The organism is Pseudomonas parafulva (genome assembly GCF_002021815.1).
GTDB classification, from domain to species: Bacteria; Pseudomonadota; Gammaproteobacteria; order Pseudomonadales; family Pseudomonadaceae; genus Aquipseudomonas; species Aquipseudomonas parafulva_B.
The window spans coordinates 3,173,179-3,195,255 of sequence record NZ_CP019952.1; the positions used below are offsets into that span (position 1 = coordinate 3,173,179).

Here is a 22,077-nt window from a genome sequence, read left to right on the forward strand (position 1 = left end):
TGGATACCTTCTTTATCGGGTCCGTTGCGCAAAACTTTAAAACCCGCTGCATGAAAACCGTTTCCTAGAAGGCTCACATGCAACGGGTTGACGTCACTCAGTCATCGCTCTTTTTATTGAGGGCGTTGAGGGTGCTAAGCACGGAGTTCTGCTGCTGCCGTAGCTGGGTCACCAGCGTATCCATGTTGTTGTACTTATCCTGCAGGCTCTTTTTCAACGCTTCCATCCGCGCATCGAGCGTGTCCTGCTCGGTCTTGAGCTTGTTCAGGCTTTCACTGAGCGTTTGGGAGCGCAATGCCAGTGTGCCTGTGGAGGCTTTGGCGAATGGCTCGGTCACCTTCTGTAGGCGCGCCAACAAGCCGTCCTTGCCGTTGAAAATGCTGGTCAGGTCAGCGGCGTTGGTGGTGGCAGCCTTGTCCCACTTCTTGTCATCCAGGCTCAACGCACCGCCGTCTTGGGCGGAAGTGACGCCGAAGGCGGCAAGGGACTTCAACGTCCCGTTGCCGGCAACGGCATTGAGCTCTTCCTTGATCGACGCCATCAAGGCACGCATCGATGCATCGCCCGTCAAGGCAGCGGCCGTCATGCTACCGTCTGCGTTCTTGGTGACTTTGGTCTCGGCGTTTACCACCGTAAGCAAGGCGTTATAGGTATCGATGAATCCCTTGAGACCGGACTTCAGCGCTGTGCTACTGGTAGTCAGTGACAAAATGGTCGGCGTATCGCCACCGCTCGCGTTTTTCGGAGAAACGCCTTGCAACTTGATGTTCAGACCGCTCACGGCATCTGTGATGTCGTTGGTCTTGGACTTCATGGCAATGCCATCGAGCGTGTACTCGGCATCCGCGGGTTCGTCGATCACGGTGTATCCGGTATCGATACCGGAATTGCCCGACAGCGTAATGTCGGACCCCTCGCCCATCTTGTTCGAGGTGATGACCAGACGCGAACCGTTGGCGTCGGTCAGTACGTTGGCGCTCAGGCCTGCGACACCGAACTGGCTGTTGAGATTGTCCCTTACCTGCTGAAGCGTTGCTCCAGGAGGAATGCTCAGGTCGTGATTTTTTCCATTTTGCGTAATGGTCAGAGTAGTGGCGGTGGTGCCTGGGTTGACAACTGAACCCGCTCCGCCTGAGTAGACCTTTGTGGAGACTTTCGACGCTGTAGCCAGCTTGCTCACGATCAGCGAGAAAGAGCCATTGGCAGCGCCGGCGCCCATAGTGACGGTGGCCACCTTTTCATCAGAAGACTTGAGACTCAGCCCACCGAAACTGTTGGTATCGGTCATGTTGGTCAGCGCGCCCCGGAAAGCATCCAGCGCAGCCTGAATCTTGCCGATCGAGGACAACGTGGTGGTTGCCTTCAGCGTCTGGGTGTTGATTTGCGACTGCTTGGGCGCTTTTTGCGCGGCAACCAGCGAATCCACGATCGCCTGGGTGTCGATGCCCGAGCCAATCCCACTGACTGTTGTACCTGCCATCATTGCTCTCCTTGAACGGTAGCTGCCGGATCCTTGGCGATTAAATCCTTGAAAGAGCCACCAACAACAAAAATCATGCCAGCCTACGCGCGGCCTTCAAACAGCAGGCTGCCGGCTTCGCTGAGGCTTTGCGCCAACTTGAGCGCTGTCTCGGAAGGCAACTGGCGGATGACTTCGCCCGAGTCGGTGGCGATAACCTTGACCACCACCTGCCCCGTCGAATCATCGATGGAAAAATCCAGCTGACGCTGGCTGGACTGTACGAATTCGCGAATATCACCGACAGCTTTTTCCAGGTCTTCGCGCGTGTGCGGCTGACCGTCAGGCGCGGCGGCTTCCTGCACTTTGGCAGGGGTCTTGGCCTCCTTGTCCATGACAGAGGACGCAGGTACGACCGAAGGATACACCTGGTTCAGCTTGACACTGATGTCCATGCTCCGAACTCCTCATGTATAAAACGGCAAAAGGGCACGTAAACGCGCCCTTTCACCCTTTACTCAGGCGCCTGAATTACTGGAGCAGTTTCAGAACCGAGGAAGGCAGCTGGTTGGCCTGGGACAGGATCGCAGTGGAAGCCTGTTGCAGGGTCTGCTGCTTGGTCAGCTCGGCAGTTTCCGAGGCGAAGTCCACGTCCTGAACGGTCGAGCGCGCAGCGGTGGAGTTCTTCTGGATGTTCTGCAGGTTGTCTACAGTGGTTTGCAGACGGTTCTGGGTAGCACCCAGGCCCGAACGCACGCTGTCGATGGAGCCGATGGCCTTATCGATTACCGCCAGAGCGTTCTGGGCGTTGGTGGCGTCAGTCACGTCGGTTTGCGAGATGGTGGTCTTCTTTGAGGTCAGCGCAGTGCCGGTACCGAATACTTCTTCGGCCCCGGCGCCGCTCAGCGAGTAACCTTTGGCCGAGTCGAGGGAGACGGCACCGGTGGCGATCAAGCCATCGGCAATGGCCGCGCCAGTGGAGAATTTACCGTCGCCACCTTTGGTTGCAACTTCTACAGCAGCACCACCGGTTTGGGCGGTGAAGGTCACGTTCTCACCGGTGTCCGACTTGATGGACAGGCTGCCGCTGGTTTCATCAAAGTTGACGCTGATGCCGAGCTTGGCGGAGTTGGACTTCAGCTGGTCGGCCAGACCGGCAGTATCGGTCACGCCTTTGATGTCCACTTTCTGGTCACCAACCTGCATGGTGAAGCTAACAGGCGTGGTGGTAGCGGCTGCTGAGTCTACTTTGAAGCTGACTTCTGTGCTTGCAGTAGCGCTCAAGCCACCGATCAAGCCATTGAGGCCTTTGGCGACTTCTTTAGCCGAGGCCTTGGCAGCAACGGTGTAGGTTTCGCTCTGGCCATTACCAGTCACGACGATGTCGCCGCCGGCCAGACCGTCGACCACAGGAGCCGAAGTCAGGCTCTTGATCTGCTGCGAACCAATGTTGTTGGCAGCAACGTTGTCCAGCGACAGGTTGATGGTTTCGTTGGCGTTGGCGCCGACCTGGATGGCTTTGGTGCCGTAGGAACCGTCCAGCAGTTTCTGGCCACCGAAGGTGGTGGTCTGCGAGATACGGGTCAGTTCGGCGGTCAGTGCCTGATACTCGTCGTTGTTCGACTTACGGTCTTCGGCGCTCAGCGAGCCGGTGGACGAGGACAGCGCCAGGGTGCGCATCTTTTGCAGGATGTCGGTCGAAGCCTGCATAGCACCTTCAGCGGTCTGCGCGATGGAGATGCCGTCGTTGGCGTTCTTGACAGCCTGGCCCAGGCCATTGATCTGGCTGGTCAGACGGTTGGAGATCTGCAGGCCGGCAGCGTCGTCTTTGGCGCTGTTGATACGCAGACCCGAGGACAGACGCTGCATCGAAGTGGCCTGAGCGTTGCTGGCCTTGTTCAGGTTGACTTGGGTAGTAACCGAAGCAATGTTGGTGTTTACAGTTAAAGCCATGACGAAATCCTCGTTGTATGGGTGCTGCGGCTTCCGGCCTTGGCAACCGCCGGATTGGCCTAGAGAACCTTCGTAATGGTTATCGTCGGATAGCCCGGTTGCTTGAGGGGTTTTTTTAAAAAAAAATGCTGGCATGCGGCCAGCCCTGGAAAATCAAGGGGTTAAGCGCGGAATTTTGGCGTCAAAAAGCGGATTAGGTGGGTGATGGGGGGGATGGGGCTGTCTTGGAGTTGATGAATGCCGTGGCGAACGAGAGGCCGAACGGGAATGGGGCGGAGGTTTCAGGCGTGCAGCTTCGCGTCAGGAGTTGTTGGGGCCGCTGCGCGGCCCATCGCGGCGCAAGGCCGCTCCCATCAGGGTCTGCGATAGTCTCAACTCAGGCGTCACACAATTCGTGTGGGAGCGGCCTTGCGCCGCGATGGGCTGCGCAGCAGCCCCTAAGATTCCAGCTTCGCCGCTTATGTTGGCACCGGCCGCGTTGGTCCGCAGGGCGATCCTGAAATTTGGTCTAAACCCATCAATCCCGATAAAGAATCGCCGAAGCCCAGGACAGCCCCACCCCAAACCCGCTCACAGCCACCCGCTTCCAGCTGCCGTCGAGCATGTGCTTTTGCAGCAGCAACGGCACGCTGGACGACACGGTATTGCCCGTCTCGAGCATGTCTTTCACGAATTTCTCCGGATGATGCTCCTCGAACCGCCGAGCTACCGCATCGACGATCGCCGCACTGCCCTGGTGGATGCAGAACGCATCGATGTCCGACGACTGCAGGCCACTGGCATCGAGCAGCTCGTGCAAATGCGCTGGCACCTTGACCAGAGCAAAATTGAACACCTGCCGGCCATTCATGAAGAACGTACCATCGGATACCTTCAGGTGCTCGGCACCCGAACCGTCAGTGCCAAAACGCGCCTCGCCCAGCTTCCAGACTGCGCCATCGGCCATCCAGGTGGCCGTGGCCGCGTCGCCGAACAGCATGGTGGTATTGCGGTCTTCCGGGTCGACGATCTTCGAATACGGGTCGGCGGTGATCAGCAGCCCGTTCTTCAGGCCCGCCGCCTCCATGAAGCCCTTGATCGCATACAGCCCATACACATACCCCGAGCAGCCCAGGGAGATGTCGAACGCTGCCACGCGGGTAGACAGCCCGAGCTTGCTCTGGACGATGGCGGCCGTGTGCGGCAGGCCTTCTTCATCGCCATTTTGGGTCACCACGATCAACGCGTCGATCGACTGCGGATCGAGGTCGGGGTTGTTGGCGAACAGTGCCCGGGCGGCCTCCACGCACAGGTCGGAGGTTTCCTGCTCCGGGGCCTTGCGTGGCAGGAAGGACGCACCAATCTTGCCGAACATGAACTCTTCGTCCTTGCCGAACTTCGCACCCTGGACGTAGTTGTCCAGGCCAGCGGTGGGCACGTAACTCGCGATACTCTTGATGCCAATCATTCTGGCTTCCCAATGAAAACAGCCAAAGACCACCACTCGATCGATTGAGGGCGCCAAAAACCGGAGCGTCACCGCCTGGGGAGGGGATAAAGCAGAGCCTGCCTGCGCACCGGTAACAAAATGCTGCAACAGCTGCTGCATAGAATACAGGGAAGATGACCGTTTTGACTCATTGGTCACATTGAAATGCAACGAAAGTCAGGGACAGGCGGCCAGCACGTCCCATATCAGGACATGGCCAATGGGTCATGTGGGCGGACACGGCGCACTCACTAAAAGCGCTGGGAACGCTTGGCCATAAGTGCTACGACACGGTTGAGCGCGCCCCAGCAGGACCCTCATGCCCTGCTGGTGATGCGCTCGTCAGCTCAAAGTTTGTTGAACAGGCTCAGTTGCGAGATGCGCGAGAATGCCAGCTGAGAAGCCTCCAACATGGCCTGCTGCAAGGTCAGGGTAATGGCCGCCTGCGACATGTCGGTATTGCCGATGGCGTTCTGCGTGGTCTTGTTGGCGACCCCCAGGCTGGTATTTTCCTGTCGCTGAATTTCCAGCGAGTTCCCGCGTGCGCCGATCGAACCGCGAGTGATATCCACCTGCTCACGAGCACTGCCCAGGTTTGCCAGCGCCGACGCCACTGCATCCTTCAGCCCGTTGGCAACGGCAGCCCCAGTGACCGGCGTATCGAGCGCAGCGCGCAACTGACTGATTGTCTCCAGCACGTTCTGATTCTGATGATTATTGGCTGTCACCGCGAACTGGTCACCGGCTTCAGGGGAACCGTTGACCTGGTAGGTCACCCCGGCAACCGTCAGAGACGGTGCCGTGAACGTACCTGTCGCTACCGGCTTGCTGTCGGCAGTCAGCGGCTGCGCGTAGAACTCATAGCTGCCAGGCCCCGTGAATTTGATCACTGCGCCGTTGCTTGGAAATGTACTGCGATATGCCTCGGGATCACTCACGGTACTGCCGGTGACTTGTGCGGTGGAGGGGTTGCCTGCACCGCGGGTCGTGGTAAATGAATCCGGACGGGTTGCCAGGGAAAACTCGCGCCCACCCACCGCCGCATCAGCATCGGCGCCCTCCTCCAACGTGACGGTGATCTCGAACTCCACACCGCGCAAGGCAATGCGGTTGGCCCCTTCGGTCTGGCGGTCGAAGTGACCATTGGTCGGGGTTTCGGACGTGATGTCGTTACCGTTGGCATCGGTGATCATGTACTGGGTGGCGCTGGTAAACGTGAGCTTGTAGGGCTGGCCTGCGGTAAAGCTTTCGTTGTAGGTATTGCTCGATTTAAGCAACCCAGGCGAAACACCCACCACACCATCATCGACGGCAGGTACCAGCAGGTTCGATTCGGTGCGGCTCTTGTTCTTGGCCGAATCGAAAATGCTGAACCCGGTGTCGTTGGTCGCCAGGTTCAACGTATCCGAAACCTGCAGGCTCAACTGGGTCTGGTCGCCATGGTAGCTGTAGGTCCCATCGGAATTACGCACATACGGCGGCGTGGTGCTCTTGGAACCGCCGAACATGTAGTCGCCGTTGGCATCGCGGGAATTGAGCAAGCCGAAGATGTTGGCCTCGATCTCTTTGAGCTCGGTGCTGATCGATACCCGGTCGGCATCGGTCACGCCCGCACCACCGGCGCGGATCGCCAGTTCGCTGGCACGCTGCATGGCATCGTTGATGGTGGCGAGCACGCTCTCCTCCTGCAGCAAGGCGTTGCTCACAGTGTTGATATTGCCGCTGTACTGGTCCAGCAGCGACTGCTGCTGTTGCAGCAGCAGCAGGCGTGCCGCCCCGACAGGGTCGTCGGCGGCGGTCTGGATACGCACGCCGGAGGTGACCTGATCGTTGGTCTTGTTCATGGCGGAGAAGTTCTTCGAGTAGCTGTTGGCGCTGGATTCGTAGAACTGGGCAGTGGAAATACGCACGGTCGCTTCTCCTTACAAGGCGTTGATCAGGGTGCTGAAGGTTTCTTGCGCCGCCTTGATGATCTGCGACGACGCCGTGTAATAGTGTTGGAACTTGACCAGGTTGGCCGCCTCGTCATCGAGGTTGACACCGGACACAGCGCTGCGGCTCTCACTGGCCGACTTGAGCACGGCCTGGGTCGCCGTGGTATCGATGGTGGCCTGGCTGGCCTTGGCACCCACCCGCTCGACCAGGGAGGCATAGGCGGAGGTAAAGCTGGTGCCACCACCAGAACCGGTGTTCACCGTGGATTTGGTCTGCAAGCCCAGCAGCGCGGTGGCATTGCGGTTATCCGCCTTGCCATCGACATTGAACGACAAGGTAAAGCTGTCGTTGGTCGCCGGGCTGCCGCCGATGGTGGTTTCCAGCGCAAAAGTGCGCGGATTGCCGCTGGGGTCGAGAATCGGGTTGCCCGATGCGTCACGCATCGGTATCGACAGCGACAGCTTATTGTCCTGCCCTGGCACCACGGTCCCGGTGCCGATCTGCGCACCCTTGGCATCGAACAGCTTGTAGCCCTGGGACCCACCGTTGGCTGCGTCGAATACCACGCGCACCGGCATGGCGTCCTTGATCGCCTGCTGCGTCAGGGCCGTGTCGGCTCCGCCATAGATATCCAGCGCTTCTCCGAGGTTAGGTTGGGTGATAGTGCCGGTGCCGCTGTTGCCGCTGCCAACGGCAGCGCTCACAGGGCCGGCGAACGCCAGCTTGTTGGCATCGGTGAGGACTGTGGTAATACCGGAGGCGGCCGAGCGGGTAGGAATCACCTTGAAGCTGTCGCCGGCGGCCAGCGCACCCCCCTTAAGGGACAGGCTAAAGCCATCGATGACCGGCGCAGGGTCGGCATTGAGGTCGAACGAGCCCATGTCGGTGCCGTCGGAGCGGCGCACACTGTACTGATTGCCGCTGGTGAACTTCACTTCGTAGTCGTAGGTGCTCAGGGCGCCGCTGTTGGCAATGGTGACATCGAGGTTGCCCGAGCCTGCGCTGTTGTTCGACGAGGCCAGGCTGCGCTGGGCGATGGCACTGGCGCTGTTGATGCTGGAGAACAGCGAGCTGCCGAACTGCCCGTTGGCGTCCAGGCCCTGGCCCAGCTGGCTGTTGATGCTGTCGGCGACGACCAGCGCCACGCGGCCCAACTCGTTCATCGAAGGCGTCAGCACGTCCTGGCGGTAGCGCAGCAGGCCGCCGATGGTGCCGCCGGTGGCCACCGAGGTCACGTCCGAGCTGAACGACTCGTAGTTGATGCGCAAGGTCGCCTGGCTTTTGTCGGCCACCCCCGGCTGAACCGACAACAGGTTGGCCCTGTTGCCGGTCACCAGCGACTGGCCGCTGCCCAGGATCACGTCGTAGTTGCCTTCACGCTCCTGAACGGTCACGCCCACCAGTTCGTTCAACTGGCGCACGGCTTCGCTGCGGGCATCGAGCAGGTTGTTGGGCGTGCTGCCGGTGCCGCTGGCGGCCACGATCTGCTTGTTGTACTCGGCGATGCTGGTGGTGAGCTTGTTGACCTGCCCCGCCAAGGTATCGAGCTGGGAGTTGATCACATCGTTCTGCTGGGTCAGTTGAGTGCTGACGGCGTTGAAACGGTTGCTCAAGGTCTGCGCCTGGGTCAGCAGCAATTGCCGCGAAGCCACATCGCCCGGTTTGGCTGCCGCCGTCTGCAGGGCCGAAAAGAAGGCCGTGAGCACCGAGCTGATGCCGGTGTCCCGGTCAGCGAGCAACTTGTCGATGCCAGTGATCTGGTCCTGGAATGCCGTGGAATCGGCTTGCAGGGACGTCGCCGTCTGCAACTGATTGTCAAGATAAGCACTGTAGATACGGCGCACGTCTGCCAGCGTGGTCCCACTGCCCAGAAAACCTGCGCCCATGTACTGCGAGGCGCCGGCCACTTGCATGGCCTGCTGGCGCGAATAGCCGCTGGTGGCGGCGTTGGCGATGTTGTTACTGGTGACCGACAGGTGCGCCTGGCTGGCACTCAAGCCACTCAGGCCGATCGAAATCAGGCTCGACATGATTTAGTCCTTTCAAAGGTTCGTGGTGCTGCCAGCCATGGCGTATTGCGGTGTCTTCTGCATTTGCTGGGCGATGCTGATGATTTTCTTCGCATAGCCCGGGTCGGTCGCGTAACCGGCCTTTTGCAACTCGCGTGCAAACTGCTCAGGGTTATCGGCCGACTTGACCGCTTCTTGATAGCGCGAATTGTTCTGCAACAGGCTCACCAGGTCGTGGAAGCTGTCCTGGTAGGAGTCGTAGCTGCGGAACTGGGCGGTTTCCTTGACGAACTGGCCGTCGCGGAATTCGCTGGTGATGGCCCTGGCCTGCTCGCCCTGCCAGTTGCCGGTGGCCTTGATGCCGAACAGGTTGTGGCTGCTGCTGCCGTCGCTGTTGCGCATGACCGACTTGCCCCAACCGGTTTCCAGCGCAGCCTGGGCGACCAGGTAGCGCGGGTCGATACCGATGCGCTTGGCGGCCTGCTCGGCCATTGGCAGCATGGTGGCGATGAACGAATCGCTGTCGGTGAAGGCCTTTTTCGGTGCCAGCGGCGGCTGGGCAATGGCACGGCCGGTAATGCGCAGCCCGTTCTCGGGCACGGCAAAGGCCTTGGCCGGCTGCTGGCCGTCGCGCACGGGGGCTGCGGGGGCTGCGCCGACAGGCGCCGTGGCCGCAGTAGGCAAGATGCCGGCCAGCAGGCGGTCGGTAAGGCGGCTGGGCAACGCCAGGCGCCGCGCATTGAGCGCGGCGACGTCGTTGCGGGTGCTGCCCGCTTGGGCGGCGTGAACCGGGTCTGCGACCTTGCTACCCCACAACACCGGGCCGGCCTGGCCACGCGGGAACGGGCTGGTATTGGCGGCGGCGCGGCGGCTTTTGGTGAGCTGGCGTACCAGCACATCCTGCAGGCCGATACCGCCACCCTCGCGGGACATGCTCACCGACAACTGCTGGTCGTACATGTCCCGGTACTGCTTGACCGTCTCGGTGTTCATCGGGTTGTCGTCGGCCAGGACATCGCTGGCCTTGCGCGAAGCCTTGAGCATCTCGCTGATGAACATCGACTCGAACTCCTGGGCCACCTTGCGCACGTTGGCTTCGCTGTCGCGATCACCGTGCTTGAGGGCATTGAGGCGGTTGAGGTCGGTGAAGGCACCGCTGTCGACACTGCCGGAAACCAGGCTCTTGCTGTTCATCGACGCCGTCCTCAGATCACGATCAGGTCGGCCTGCAAGGCGCCGGCCTGTTTCAGGGCTTCGAGAATGGCCATCAGGTCACCGGGCGCGGCGCCCACCTGGTTCACCGCCCGGACGATTTCATCCAGCGTGGTACCCGGGCCGAACTTGAACATCGGCTTGGCTTCCTGCTCGGCATTGACCCGCGAGCGCGGGACCACGGCGGTCTGGCCGTTGGAAAGCGGGCCCGGCTGGCTGACGATGGGGTCTTCGGTGATGGTCACGGTCAGGCTGCCGTGGGTCACCGCCGCCGGCGATACCTTGACGTTCTGGCCGATGACGATAGTGCCGGTACGGGAGTTGATGATCACCTTGGCCACTGCCTGGCCCGGGTCGATTTCCAGGTTTTCCAGGATCGACAGGTAGTCCACCCGCTGGCTGGGGTCCATCGGCGCGCTCACACGCACCGAACCGCCATCCACGGCCTGGGCCACACCAGGGCCGAGCAGGTCGTTGACCTTGTCGACGATGTGCTTGGCGGTGGTGAAGTCGGGGCGGTTGAGGTTCAGGGTCAGGGTGTTGCCCTGGTTGAAACCGCTCGGCACTGCCCGCTCGACGCTGGCGCCGCCCGGGATACGGCCGGCAGACGGCACGTTGACGGTGATCCGCGAGCCGTCGCGCCCTTCGGCATCGAAGCCGCCCACCACCAGGTTGCCCTGGGCGATGGCGTAGACGTTGCCGTCGATCCCCTTGAGCGGGGTCATCAACAAGCTGCCCCCACGCAGGCTCTTGGAGTTACCGATCGACGACACGGTGATGTCCACCACCTGCCCTGGCTTGGCGAAGGCCGGCAAGTCGGCATGCACCGATACTGCGGCAACGTTCTTCAACTGCACGTTGCCCGATCCAGGCGGCACCTTGATGCCGAACTGCGACAGCATGTTGTTGAACGTCTGCAGGGTGAAAGGCGTTTGCGTGGTCTGGTCGCCGGTACCGTTCAGGCCGACCACCAGGCCGTAGCCGATCAACTGGTTGGAGCGCACGCCCGAGATGCTGGCGATGTCCTTCAGGCGCTCGGCTTGCGCGGCGCAGGCGCAGGTCAGCAGCAAGGTGGCGGTGAGCAGTTGCCTCAGGTTGAGCATGGTCAGGGTACTCAGAAGGGCCAAAGCGGGCTCATGAAGAAGCGGTCCAGCCACCCGGGCTGGCTGGCATCGGCAAACGAGCCAGTGCCGGAATAGGTGATGCGCGCATCGGCCACCCGCGTGGACGGCACGGTGTTGTCGGTGGCGATGTCGTCGGCGCGGATGAGGCCGGCGATGCGCACCAGCTCTTCACCGGTGTTCAGGGTCAGCCACTTCTCGCCGCGCACGGCGATGATGCCATTGGGCAGCACTTCGGCCACGGTGACGGTCACCGAGCCGGTCAAGGTGTTGCCCTGGGTGGCCTTGCTGTCGCCCTTGGTGGTGCGATCACCGCTGTAGCCGGCATCGAGCGACAGGTCGCCGCCGCCGAACGGGTTGTTGGTGTTCGGCCTGGCCCCGAACAGCGACGACAGGCCAAGGCTGGCCTTGCTGTTCTTCTGGATCTGGGAACCTGCGTTCTTGCTGGCCGAGGTGCGCTCGTTCAGGGTGATGGTGATGATGTCACCCACGCGGAACGCCTTGCGGTCGCTGTACAGGTTCTGCTCGAAACCGGCCTGGTAGATCGAACCGTTGTTGGCCGCTGCCGGCAAAGGGGTGCGCGGGAGCACCGGCGCATAGAACGGGTCGTTGGGCTTGGCCGCGGGGGCGACGCAGCCTGCAAGCAACACCGCGCCGCCCAGGGCGAAAACGGACAACAGACGATTCATGGTGCATACCTCACGGATGCTACGGAAGTTGCTGGGATCACAGCTGCTGGGTAACGGTCTGCAGCATCGAGTTGGCGGCAGAAATGACCTTGGAATTCATCTCGTAGGCGCGCTGGGTGGTGATCATGTTCACCAGCTCTTCCACGGTGCTGACGTTGGAGTTCTCCAGGGTTTGCTGCAAGGTGGTACCGAAGCCGTTCAGGCCCGGGGTGCCGACCTGGGGGGCGCCGCTGGCGGCCGTTTCCAGGAACAGGTTGCCACCGATGGCCTGCAGGCCCGCCGGGTTGATGAAGTCGGCGGTCTGGATGTTGCCGATCACCTGGGCGGCCGGGTTGCCGGCGGTGGTGATCGATACGGTACCGTCCTGGCCGACGGTGAAGGTCTGCGCGTCGTTGGGCACGACGATGGCAGGCTCCAGGGCATAGCCGTTGGCGGTGACGATCTGGCCATCGGAGTTGAGGTGGAAGGTGCCGTCACGGGTGTACGAAACCGTGCCATCTGGCTGCAGGATCTGGAAGAAACCACGACCATTGACCGCCATGTCCAGCGGGTTCTCGGTGGTCTGCAGGCTGCCAGCCACGAAGCTTTTCTGGGTGCCGACAATGCGCACGCCAGTACCTACCTGCAAGCCGGAGGGCAGCTGGCTGTCCTGGGTGGACTGGGCACCTGGCTGGCGACGGATCTGGTACAGCAGGTCCTGGAACTCGGCGCGATCACGTTTGAAGCCGGTGGTCGACACGTTGGCCAGGTTGTTGGAAATCACCGTCAGGTTGGTGTCCTGGGCGGACAGGCCGGTTTTGGCGACCCATAGAGCTGGAAGCATGTAAGTTCTCCTCGCGCGCCTGTTTTACGGCACCCGTTCAAATGTCATTAGCCGATTTGCAAAACCCGCGCCATGGCTTCATCGCCTTCCTTGGCCGCGCTCATCATTTTCACGTGCAGCTCGAACTGGCGGGACAACGCCAGCACCGAGGTCATCTCTTCCACCGCGTTGACGTTGCTGCCTTCAAGAAAGCCCGAGACCACGCGAACATTGACGTCGGCATCGGCCGGCTGGCCGCTGGCGGTGTGAATCAGGCCGTCTGCACCTTTGTTCAACCCCTTGGTGTCCGGGTTGACCAGCTTGATGCGGTCGACTTCGGCCATCACCCGCGGGTCTTCGCCCATGGAGCGGATGCTGATGGTGCCGTCGGCACCTACTTCCACCTTCTGCTCAGGTGGAATGGCAATCGGGCCGCCGTTGCCGATCACCGGCATGCCGTTGCCGGCGCGCAACACGCCAAGGGCGTCGATATTCAGGCTGCCAGTGCGCACATAGGCTTCGCTGCCGTCGGGGGCCTGCACGGCGATAAAGCCATGGCCGCTCACAGCCACGTCCAGGTCGCGACCGGTTTCGATCATCGGCCCTTCGCTGAAGTCGGTGGCTGGACGCTCGGTCAGGGCAAAGGCGCGCGCCGGGAAGCTGTCGCCAAAGACCGGCATCGAGCGGGCCTGCTCCAGGTCGCGCTGGAAACCGTTGGTGGAAACGTTCGCCAGATTGTTGGCGTGGGCCTTCTGGGCCAGCGCGTTCTGGCTAGCCCCGGTCATGGCCACGTAAAGCAATTTGTCCACAGCATCTCCTCCGCGCGCCAGTACCGCGCTGTCATCAGGCAGGGTCTAGCAATAATCGAACCAGCTTTGCACCCCGGTGAATCGGGCACTTCAGCGCGACGGCTTTACCATCGGTGTCAGTTTGTTGGCATCGGATCAAAAGCGCCTGGATCAGTGATCGCGGCAGGCGCCGTTTTTGTAGGGGCCGGCAAACCGGGTCCAGCCTGAACCCGGGTTGCCTTGGACGCAGATGTATCGCCCGGTGACCAGGCTTTGCCAAAGGAAGAAAGGCCTTGGGGCGGCCTCTGCCCAGTTGGCACTACCGCCCCCTATCACCAGCAGAAAGGACAACAAGCAGGCATGCTTCATCGACACTGCTCGTAAACCCTGAGTGTCACGCCTCGGCACGCCATCAGCTCATCTGGATGATGGTTTGCATGATGGTGCTTTCGGTGGAAATCGTCTTGGCGTTGGCCTGGTAGTTGCTCTGCGCCTTGATCAGGTTCACCAGTTCGCCGGTCAGGTCGACGTTGGAATCTTCCAGCGAGGCACCTGCAATCTGGCCCAAAGTACCGGTGTCCGGCGCGCCGATCACCGGGACACCCGACGAGAAGGACTCCTGCCAGTTGGTGCCGCCAATCGGCGTCAGGCCCTGCATGTTGGAGAAGCTGGCGATGGCGACCTGGCCAATAACTTTGTTCTGACCATTGGTGAAGTTGGCGAACAGGAAGCCGCCCTTGTCTACCGACAGGCTGGACAGCTCACCGGTAGCGAACCCGTCCTGATCCTTGGCGGTCACGGCCGAGGCGGCGTTGTACTGGGTCATGCCCAACATGTCGAGGCTGACGCCGCCGGGGTTGGCATTGGCGCCGTTGGCTGACCACTGGCCGGCAGCGTTCTTCTGCGCGGGGATCCAGTTGTCCAGGTTGAAAGTCTTGTTCGCATTGATCGACAGGCCACCGGCCACCGGCCCAGGCGTGAGGGCATCGGCGTTGAGCGTGCCGTCGGACTTGAATGGCAGGTCGTTGATCAGCGGCTGCGTGGAGGTCGGGTCCTGTGGGTTGCGACCGTCGATGGTGGTGTACATCTTCCAGGAATTGGACGTGTCATCCTTGATGAAGTACTGGTTCAACTGGTGCGCATTGCCCTGGCTGTCGTACACGTCGCTTGAGAACGTGAAGTTGTAGCTCTTGACATCGGCCGGGTCGAACGGGGTGACCGTAGGCGCGCCATCGCTGGACTTGAGGTTGACCGTCTGCACGATCTTGGACGTGGCCTTGGGGGTAAGGTTGGCCGTGTCGATCTGAAGGTTGGTCAATACGCCCTGGACCACCTGGCCATTTTCGTCGACGCCATAACCTTGCAGGTTGGCGCCGCCGGCGTTGACGACGAAGCCCTGCTTGTCACTGTAGAACGCCCCGGCCCGGGTATAGATCTTCGAGCCGTTGTCGTTGAGCGCGAAGAAGCCGTTGCCGTCAATGGCCATGTCCAGCGCCTGGCCGGTGCCGTTGATGTTGCCCGAGCTGAACTGCTGGGAAATGGCGGCGGTTCTTACGCCGGTACCAATGGAGGTACGGCCGGCGCTGGTGCCGCGAATGGAGCTTGAGTACTGGTCGGCGAACTCGGCGCGCGAGGACTTGAAGCCAGTGGTGGCGACGTTGGCAATGTTGTTGCCGGTCACGTTCAGGGCCTTGTTGGCTGCATTGAGGCCGCTTAAGCCAATGTTGTAAGACATACGCTAACTCCTGAAAATGTGCGCTAGGCCCTAGATGCCGATGCTTTGAATGGTGGAAAGTGGAACGCTGCCCAGCCCTGCCAGGTTCAGCGACATTTCGCCGCCGTTGGTGCCCATGGTCACGCTGGTGACGGTGGCCGGCAGGTTGGTGGTCATGGCCGTCGTCGTGCCATTGATCGAGGCGGTGGCCTTGAAGCTGTAGGTGCCGGCCGGCAGGGTCTCACCGGCGTCGTCCTTGCCATCCCAGGTAAAGTCCACCTTGCCGCCAGCCTGGGTACCCAGGTCGAGGGTGCGCACCAGCTTGCCGTCCTTGTCGTACACCCCCACCGAGGTGGCGGTGCTCGAGCCGGTGAGGTTCACCGAGCCCTTCATGTCCTTGCTGGTGTCGACCACGGCCTTGTCGGTCTGCACGATCACGTTGCGCCCGACCAGCGACGACGCCTGCAAGGCCTGGGACGACTGGAACGCACTGGCGATGTAGCCGACCGAGCTGTTCAGGGTCTGGATACCTTCCAGGCTGCTGAACTGCGCCAACTGCGCCACGAACTCGCCGTTCTGCTGCGGGTCCAGGGGGTTCTGGTTCTTCATCTGGGTGACCAGCAGCTGCAGGAAGGCATCTTTGCCCAGTGCACTGCCGGCGGCGCCGGTCTTTTCGTCGTTCTTGCTTTCTTTTCGCTGCAGCGAGTTCAGGTAGCTACTACCGACTTCGCCTGTGGCATTGGTGGTGGTCATGTCGGCGTCCTATCACTGACCCAGGGTCAGCACCTTCTGCATCATGCTCTTGGCCGTGTTCATCAACTCGGCATTGGTCTGGAACGCGCGGCTGGCCGAGATCATGTCAGCCATCTCCTCGACCACGTTAACGTTGGGGTAATACACGTAGCCGTCCTTGTTCGCCGCCGGGTGGCTAGGCTCGTAGCGGGCCTCGAGGTTGCTCTGGTCCTCGACGATGCCGGTTACTTGCACGCCCTGCCCTGCCTCGCCCTGGTCCTCGAACAGCGACTGGCTGGTGCCGGCCTGGGTGTTCTGGAACGTGGTGGCGAACACGGGATGGCGAGCGCGGTAGGTCTGGTCGATGCTCGACGAGACCGTCTCGGCGTTGGCAATGTTGGAGGCGACGGTGTTCAGGCGCGTGTTCTGCGCGCTCATGCCGGAACCGGCAATGTTGAAGACGCTGGAAAGGGACATGGTCATTCTCCCCGCAGGGCTGATACCAGCCCTTTGAATTTACTGTTGAGCAACGTGAAGCTGGCCTGGAAGCCAATCGCGTTTTCGGTGTAATTCGACTGCTCGATTTGCGCGTCCACGGTGTTCTGGTCGATCGAAGGCTGCATCGGCGTGCGGTACTTGAGGGCTTCGTCGCTCAGCGCCACGCCGTCGGCCTCGATGTGCCGGCTGTTGGTGCGCTCCAGGCCGAAGCGGCCGCCGTTGTGCTGCTTGTCGCTTTCAGCGGCCAGCACCGAGGCGAAGTCCAGGTCACGGGCCTTGTAGTTGGGGGTGTCGGCGTTGGCAATGTTGTTGGCCAGCACTTCGGCGCGTTGCGCACGAAAGCCCAGGGCCTTTTCATGGATACCAAGCGCCTTGTCGAAGCTGATGCTCATGTCGGGGAAACCTTCAGCGGTTGACCAGAATGTCGTTGCCGAAGGTTTTAGCAAGGCTTGTGCCAACATCGGCAAAGCCCGTATTCAAGGCCTTGCAGCCCTGTTCAAAGGGGCGCTATGCCAGAAAAGCGGCAAACCGCACGCGGCCCAATGGCCACAAGCGGCAAAAACAAGAGCACATGAGCGGCAAAACAAAAAATTGACGTCAGCGACAGGGCCGACTCATTGAAAGCCGCTGACAAGGCATCGCCCGGTCAGCGGCACATACGGCATGGGCCTATTTGGCCTGATAGATGATGCCCGGGCTGCACTGCACCATCTGGTAATGGTCCGGCAGGCCGTTGAGGGCCTCGGATGCGCCCAGGAACAAGTACCCGCCTGGCTTGAGGGTGCTGTGAATGCGCAGCAGGATGTCTTTCTTGACCTGGGCCGAGAAGTAGATCAAGACGTTGCGGCAGAACACGATGTCGAACTTGCCCAGGCTTGCATAGCTGTCGAGCAAGTTGAACGAGCGGAACTCCACCCGGTTGCGAATCGCCGGCTTGATCGCCCAGCGCCCCGGCCCCTTGGGGTCGAAGTAGCGCTGCAGGCGCTCGGCCGACAAGCCGCGGGCAATCGCCAGGCTGTCGTACTCGCCAGTCTTGCAGTTGTTGAGCATGGTGCCCGACAGGTCGGTCGCGACGATCTGCGCGCCCATTTTCAGCTGGCCCAGGTTGCTGCGTTCGAACTCGTCGATGGCCATGGAGATGGAGTACGGCTCCTGGCCCGAAGAGCACGCCGCCGACCACATGCGCAGGCGCTGGCCGGGGTTGTTGCGGATAAACTCGGGGATGACCTTGTTCTTGAGCACCTCGAACGGGTAGGTATCGCGAAACCACAGGGTTTCGTTGGTGGTCATGGCATCGACCACCTGCTCGCGCAGGCCGCCCCGCGGCTGGGCCTGGATGCGTTGCACCAGCTCGCCCAGGCTCTTGATGCCCTGCTGCTCCATCAATTTGTTGAGGCGGCTGGACACCAGATACTGCTTATTTTCGCCCAGCAAGATGCCACAGGCTTTTTCCAGAAAGACCCGGAACTGTTCGAAATCCAAATTACCCGTAGACACTGCTGCCGCCTCTTTTCAATCACTGTGGCCGGGGCGAGCCCCGGCGCCTTTCAATGTGCTGCCTTGATCCGGTCAACCACGCGCTGGGCCAGATCATCCGGCCGGAACTTGGCCAGGAAATCATCGGCGCCCACTTTCTTGACCATCGCCTGGTTGAACACCCCGGACAGTGAAGTATGCAGGCAGATGTGCAGCTTTTGCATGCGCGGGTCGCTGCGAATTTCCGCCGTCAGGGTATAGCCATCCATTTCCGGCATTTCAATGTCGGAAATCATCATCAGAAACTCTTCTTCAGGCTTCTTGCCTTCGTCCACCAATTGGCGCAGGTAGTTCAAGGCCTGGCGGCCGTCATTGAGGGCCACCACCTCGACCCCAACCGTCTGCAGGCAACGGCTGACCTGCTTGCGTGCCACCGACGAATCGTCGACGGTCAACACCCGCAGCATCACGGCCTTGTCCTGCACCTCGGCGTCCACCACCCCCGCCGACACCGCCTCCGAAGACGGCGCGACCTCGGCCAGCACCTTCTCCACGTCGATGATCTCGACCATACGGTTGTCCACCCGCGTGACTGCCGTCAGGTAATGATCGCGGCCGGTCCCCTTGGGTGGCGGGTGGATTTCCTCCCAGTTCATGTTGACGATGCGCTCGACCGAGTGCACCAGAAAGCCCTGGGTCTTGGTGTTGTACTCGGTAATGATCACGAAACTGCTGCGCGTGTCTTCCTGCAACGGGCGCAGGCCGGTGGCCATCGACAGGTCAAGGATCGGAATCGTCGCCCCGCGGATGTTGGCGACGCCGCGCACCACCGGATGCGCCTTGGGCAGTATGGTCAGCGCAGGGCATTGCAGCACTTCCCTGACCTTGAAAACGTTGATGCCATAAAGCTGTTCGCCGTTGAGGCGGAACAGCAGCAGTTCCAGGCGATTCTGCCCTACCAGCTGTGTGCGCTGGTTGACCGAATCCATAACCCCCGCCATGCCGAACTCCTTACCTGTCAGCCATTCGTTGCCACTTACTCAAGAAGTCGGCACGGGCTTTGCTTTTTTGAGCGCCATGTACATGAAAACGACAGTTTCCCGACGATTGACGCGCCTGCTGGCTGGCTTGCTGGCCGCATTGTGCCTGCTGGTACCGGTTCGCACCTGGGCGGACGCGTTCACCATGCCTGAACAGCTTATCGGTGTCACCCAAGGGTTTCTTGAGTTCACCGTCGAAGATTATCTCGCCACGACCCAAACGGCCGGCCGCTACGAGATCCAGGTGAACCCGTTGGACCCAAGGTTGCGCATGCCCTTGTGCAGCCAGGCGCTCGACGCTTCGCTGGAAAGCCCGAGCGTGCCGCTGGGGCGGGTGACGGTGCGTGTACGTTGCGACGGCGCGGCGCCCTGGACCGTGTTCGTGCCCGCCACCGTTCGCTTGTTCCGCGAGGTGGTCGTGGTCACCCGCCCGCTGCGACGGGACAACGTGGTGAGCGAAGGCGATGTGGCCCTGCGCGAACGGGACGTCGGCACGCTGGGCCAAGGGTTTCTGACCGATGTGGGCCAGGCGGTCGGGATGAAGATGCTGCGCCCGACGGTGATGGATCAGGTGCTGACGCCTCAACACCTGGAGCAGGCGGAGGTGGTGCGCAAGGGCGATCATGTGGTGATCGTTGCCCGCAGTGGCACGTTGAGCGTGCGCATGCCTGGCGAGGCGCTGAGCAAAGGCGGCATCAGCGAGCAGATTCGGGTGCGCAATCTCAATTCCAAACGCGTGGTCAAGGCCATGGTGACGGGCCCGGGCCAGGTCGAGGTGAGCATGTAGGCCAGCGGGCGGAAGCCGCTGGCGCCGGGGAACCGCTTTTTTTAGACTGTGTCAGAAAACGGGTAACAGGCTGTCGCTCAAGACAGTCACGCATTTGTGCCTAAAGTTTATCGTGAGTTGGCCGAAAACAAGGCAAGCGTCCATAAACCCAGAGGTTTTCTGATCATGGTCATCGACTTCAGTCGTTTGAATAATTCCCCGGCCGTCACCGGCGGTGTACGCGGCAGCAATGCCCCTGGCAGCACTGAAAAGCCGGCTGCCAGCCAGGAAACAGTAAAGGGCACGGGTGCAAGCGGAGAAGCCGTGCACCTAAGCCCAGAGGCCCAGCAGTTGCAAAAGATCAGCGACAAGCTGCGCGATGAACCCGTCGTCAACAGCGCCAAGGTAGCCCAGCTCAAACAGGCCATTGCCGATGGCAGCTACAAGGTCGATGCCGGCCGTGTCGCCAGCAAGCTGCTCGATTTCGAAGCACAGCGTTGACCGTCGGGTGCGCTGACTTCAATGGACGCTTGAAAACCGGGAGTTAGCCATGCACGACACCACCCTGCTGCAATTGATCGAACAAGACATCGCTCCGATGCAGGAGCTACTGGAGCTGCTTCAGAACGAGGCTGTCGCGCTGCACGGTCGCGACATGCAGTTGCTTGAGCAGATCCTGGCGCGCAAACAGTCGCTGATCATTCTGCTCGAACAACACGGCCAGCGCCGTGGCCAGTTGCTGAGCGACCTGGGCCTGAGCGCAGACCGCGCCGGCGTACAGGCGGTGGCGGCGCAATCGCCCCACGGTGACGTGATGCTGGAGCGACTCGATACGCTGGCGCAGCTGATGGACGCCTGTCAGCAGGTCAACTCGACCAATGGCCGTATCATTCAGGTCCAGCAACAGGTCACCAACAATCAGGTCCGCATCCTCACGGGCGGCGACTCGCCGTCGCTCTACAACAGCCGTGGCAGCACCTCGCCCCTGACCAAGCCGCGCGCCCTCAGCCAAGTGTGATTTCCCTATCAAGGCACGGCACATACTGGCAAAATGCTGTCAATTACCTGTGTCGCTTTTGCCTGGAGAACGTCAAGCCGTGTTCAATGAATCCGATGCCCCGCAACCGCCCAAGGTGCTGAGCACACCCTTGGAAATTGCGGCCAATTTACGGCAGCTCCAGGAAAGCCACGACCCCCTGATCATCACCTTCCATGACCGAGGCCATCGCTTCCAGAGTTACGTGGTGGACGTGGATCGGGAAAACAATGTGCTGGCGCTTGACGAGCTCATCCCCCGTGACGGTGAGAAATTCATCGAAAACGGCGAGCATTTCCGGGTGGAAGGCTTCCACGACGGTGTGCGCATTGCCTGGGAATGCACCCACGGCCTGCGCATCAGCGAAGTGGACGGTCATCGCTGCTACCGTGGCGGGCTGCCGTTGGAGATGACCTATCACCAGCGCCGCAACGCATTTCGTGCCGCGCTTAAGCTGTCGCAGCTGGTGGACATCATGCTCGATGGCACGCACCTCAAGGGCAACGGTGCCTTGCGTGGCAAATTGCTGGATATTTCGGCTACCGGGTGCAAGCTGCGCTTTGATGGGAATGTCGAGGATCGCCTGCAGTTGGGTCAGGTGTATGAACGCTTCAAGGCCGGCGCACCGCTTGGGTTGGTAGATACCATGGTCGAGTTGCGCCATCTGCATTATGAAGAGCGGATCAATACCACGTTTGCTGGGGTTCGCTTTCATAACCTCAGTGGGCCTGCCCAGCGCAAGGTGGAGAGTTTTGTGTATCAGCTGCAGCGTGAAGCGCGGCGGTTTGATAAGGACGATTATTGATTTTTACAATGGGCGGGAGGGCTGTTGCGGCCTTTCAGCAGCTTGGGTGCTATCACGTAGTTTTGAAGGAATTGTTTGGGCGTTTGGACCTGTGTAGGTATTCATTGGCGAGGGTGGCGTACATTCACCTTTCCGCCCTTACGGCGGCTCACTTTTTGTCTTGTCAAAAAGTGAGCAAAAACCGCCTGCTCCTATCATCCGGCCCCTGCGCTACGCTCCGGGGTTCCCTCGTTCCGGGCTTGCTCCCGGGAGGACCGCGCTGCAGGCCCCATCCTGGGGCCCAGCGCTTGACAGGCATCCATGCCTGTCACCTCCCTTCGCAAGCCCTGCGCTCGGCCTCCTGAAGTCGCGATCTGCGGCGCCTGGGCTACCGTGCGCTTAGAAGCAAGACCAACACAGCCCATGTCTCTGACTTGGTGCTCAAGTTGCTGCCCAAACTTCCAAAATCACACATACCCTCGTCTTGATCCTCAAATCGCACTTACGAGGTGAGGATCCAGACGGTATCTACCTTGGTCCTGTATTGGCTGAGATAGCGGAGGCCTGGCCTTTGCAGAACTAAACGGCCTAGCGC

22 protein-coding genes are annotated in these 22,077 nt (G+C 61.0%); 5 read left to right on the forward strand and 17 right to left on the reverse strand.

Going from position 1 to position 22,077, the window contains the following annotated elements:
* Positions 1-97: 97 nt before the first annotated feature.
* From fliD to flgB, 15 genes are all read right to left on the reverse strand, one after another.
* The gene (gene fliD, locus B2J77_RS14155; RefSeq protein WP_058639135.1) at positions 98-1,480 is read right to left on the reverse strand and encodes a flagellar filament capping protein FliD; all 1,383 of its coding nucleotides are present in this window, start codon (positions 1,478-1,480) and stop codon (positions 98-100) included.
* A gap of 83 nt (positions 1,481-1,563) precedes the next feature.
* Positions 1,564-1,914, reverse strand: a complete 351-nt coding sequence (locus tag B2J77_RS14160) for a flagellar protein FlaG (RefSeq protein ID WP_058639136.1) — start codon at positions 1,912-1,914, stop codon at positions 1,564-1,566.
* Positions 1,915-1,990: 76 nt separating this feature from the next.
* Positions 1,991-3,412, reverse strand: coding sequence for a flagellin (locus B2J77_RS14165; RefSeq protein WP_058639137.1), 1,422 nt, complete (start codon positions 3,410-3,412; stop codon positions 1,991-1,993).
* 517 nt (positions 3,413-3,929) lie between these two features.
* Positions 3,930-4,859, reverse strand: a complete 930-nt coding sequence (locus B2J77_RS14170; RefSeq protein WP_058606129.1) for a ketoacyl-ACP synthase III — start codon at positions 4,857-4,859, stop codon at positions 3,930-3,932.
* 368 nt (positions 4,860-5,227) lie between these two features.
* Positions 5,228-6,790 (reverse strand): flagellar hook-associated protein 3, encoded by a 1,563-nt coding sequence (locus tag B2J77_RS14175; RefSeq protein WP_078478888.1) that lies wholly within the window; start codon positions 6,788-6,790, stop codon positions 5,228-5,230.
* Between the two features lie 12 nt (positions 6,791-6,802).
* Positions 6,803-8,845, reverse strand: coding sequence for a flagellar hook-associated protein FlgK (flgK, locus tag B2J77_RS14180; protein ID WP_078478889.1), 2,043 nt, complete (start codon positions 8,843-8,845; stop codon positions 6,803-6,805).
* Between the two features lie 12 nt (positions 8,846-8,857).
* Positions 8,858-10,018, reverse strand: coding sequence for a flagellar assembly peptidoglycan hydrolase FlgJ (gene flgJ, locus B2J77_RS14185; RefSeq protein WP_078478890.1), 1,161 nt, complete (start codon positions 10,016-10,018; stop codon positions 8,858-8,860).
* An 11-nt stretch (positions 10,019-10,029) separates the two neighbouring features.
* Positions 10,030-11,139: a flagellar basal body P-ring protein FlgI gene (locus tag B2J77_RS14190; RefSeq protein WP_023533921.1), complete on the reverse strand. Its 1,110-nt coding sequence runs from the start codon at positions 11,137-11,139 to the stop codon at positions 10,030-10,032.
* Positions 11,140-11,150: 11 nt separating this feature from the next.
* On the reverse strand, positions 11,151-11,846 hold the full coding sequence (gene flgH, locus B2J77_RS14195; protein ID WP_078478891.1) for a flagellar basal body L-ring protein FlgH: 696 nt from the start codon (positions 11,844-11,846) through the stop codon (positions 11,151-11,153).
* A 37-nt stretch (positions 11,847-11,883) separates the two neighbouring features.
* Positions 11,884-12,669: a flagellar basal-body rod protein FlgG gene (flgG, locus tag B2J77_RS14200; protein WP_023533986.1), complete on the reverse strand. Its 786-nt coding sequence runs from the start codon at positions 12,667-12,669 to the stop codon at positions 11,884-11,886.
* 47 nt (positions 12,670-12,716) lie between these two features.
* A complete protein-coding gene (locus B2J77_RS14205; protein ID WP_023533964.1) occupies positions 12,717-13,457 on the reverse strand; it encodes a flagellar basal body rod protein FlgF in 741 nt (246 codons plus the stop codon).
* 391 nt (positions 13,458-13,848) lie between these two features.
* A complete protein-coding gene (flgE, locus tag B2J77_RS14215) occupies positions 13,849-15,171 on the reverse strand; it encodes a flagellar hook protein FlgE (protein WP_078478893.1) in 1,323 nt (440 codons plus the stop codon).
* Between the two features lie 30 nt (positions 15,172-15,201).
* Entirely contained in the window at positions 15,202-15,903 is a 702-nt protein-coding gene (flgD, locus tag B2J77_RS14220; RefSeq protein WP_078478894.1) for a flagellar hook assembly protein FlgD, read from the reverse strand.
* A 12-nt stretch (positions 15,904-15,915) separates the two neighbouring features.
* Positions 15,916-16,359 (reverse strand): flagellar basal body rod protein FlgC, encoded by a 444-nt coding sequence (gene flgC / locus B2J77_RS14225; protein WP_023533977.1) that lies wholly within the window; start codon positions 16,357-16,359, stop codon positions 15,916-15,918.
* 2 nt (positions 16,360-16,361) lie between these two features.
* The gene (flgB, locus tag B2J77_RS14230) at positions 16,362-16,772 is read right to left on the reverse strand and encodes a flagellar basal body rod protein FlgB (protein WP_058606138.1); all 411 of its coding nucleotides are present in this window, start codon (positions 16,770-16,772) and stop codon (positions 16,362-16,364) included.
* On the opposite strand from flgB, the gene B2J77_RS21380 reads away from it, so the two are divergent.
* Positions 16,753-17,001: a hypothetical protein gene (locus B2J77_RS21380; RefSeq protein ID WP_145255447.1), complete on the forward strand. Its 249-nt coding sequence runs from the start codon at positions 16,753-16,755 to the stop codon at positions 16,999-17,001. The two genes, flgB and B2J77_RS21380, sit on opposite strands and share 20 nt — an antisense overlap.
* A gap of 48 nt (positions 17,002-17,049) precedes the next feature.
* Here B2J77_RS21380 and cheR read toward each other — a convergent pair whose 3' ends face one another.
* Together cheR and B2J77_RS14240 are read right to left on the reverse strand one after the other, a co-directional pair.
* Complete coding sequence (gene cheR, locus B2J77_RS14235) at positions 17,050-17,877, reverse strand: protein-glutamate O-methyltransferase CheR (protein ID WP_023533991.1); 828 nt, start codon at positions 17,875-17,877, stop codon at positions 17,050-17,052.
* Between the two features lie 50 nt (positions 17,878-17,927).
* Positions 17,928-18,857, reverse strand: a complete 930-nt coding sequence (locus tag B2J77_RS14240; RefSeq protein WP_058606139.1) for a chemotaxis protein CheV — start codon at positions 18,855-18,857, stop codon at positions 17,928-17,930.
* A 76-nt stretch (positions 18,858-18,933) separates the two neighbouring features.
* On the opposite strand from B2J77_RS14240, the gene flgA reads away from it, so the two are divergent.
* From flgA to B2J77_RS14260, 4 genes are all read left to right on the forward strand, one after another.
* Positions 18,934-19,683: a flagellar basal body P-ring formation chaperone FlgA gene (flgA, locus tag B2J77_RS14245; RefSeq protein ID WP_078478895.1), complete on the forward strand. Its 750-nt coding sequence runs from the start codon at positions 18,934-18,936 to the stop codon at positions 19,681-19,683.
* A gap of 165 nt (positions 19,684-19,848) precedes the next feature.
* Positions 19,849-20,163: a flagellar biosynthesis anti-sigma factor FlgM gene (flgM, locus tag B2J77_RS14250; RefSeq protein ID WP_058639147.1), complete on the forward strand. Its 315-nt coding sequence runs from the start codon at positions 19,849-19,851 to the stop codon at positions 20,161-20,163.
* Positions 20,164-20,212: 49 nt separating this feature from the next.
* Complete coding sequence (locus B2J77_RS14255; RefSeq protein ID WP_078478896.1) at positions 20,213-20,680, forward strand: flagella synthesis protein FlgN; 468 nt, start codon at positions 20,213-20,215, stop codon at positions 20,678-20,680.
* Between the two features lie 79 nt (positions 20,681-20,759).
* Positions 20,760-21,503: a flagellar brake protein gene (locus B2J77_RS14260; protein ID WP_078478897.1), complete on the forward strand. Its 744-nt coding sequence runs from the start codon at positions 20,760-20,762 to the stop codon at positions 21,501-21,503.
* Positions 21,504-22,077: the final 574 nt, after the last annotated feature.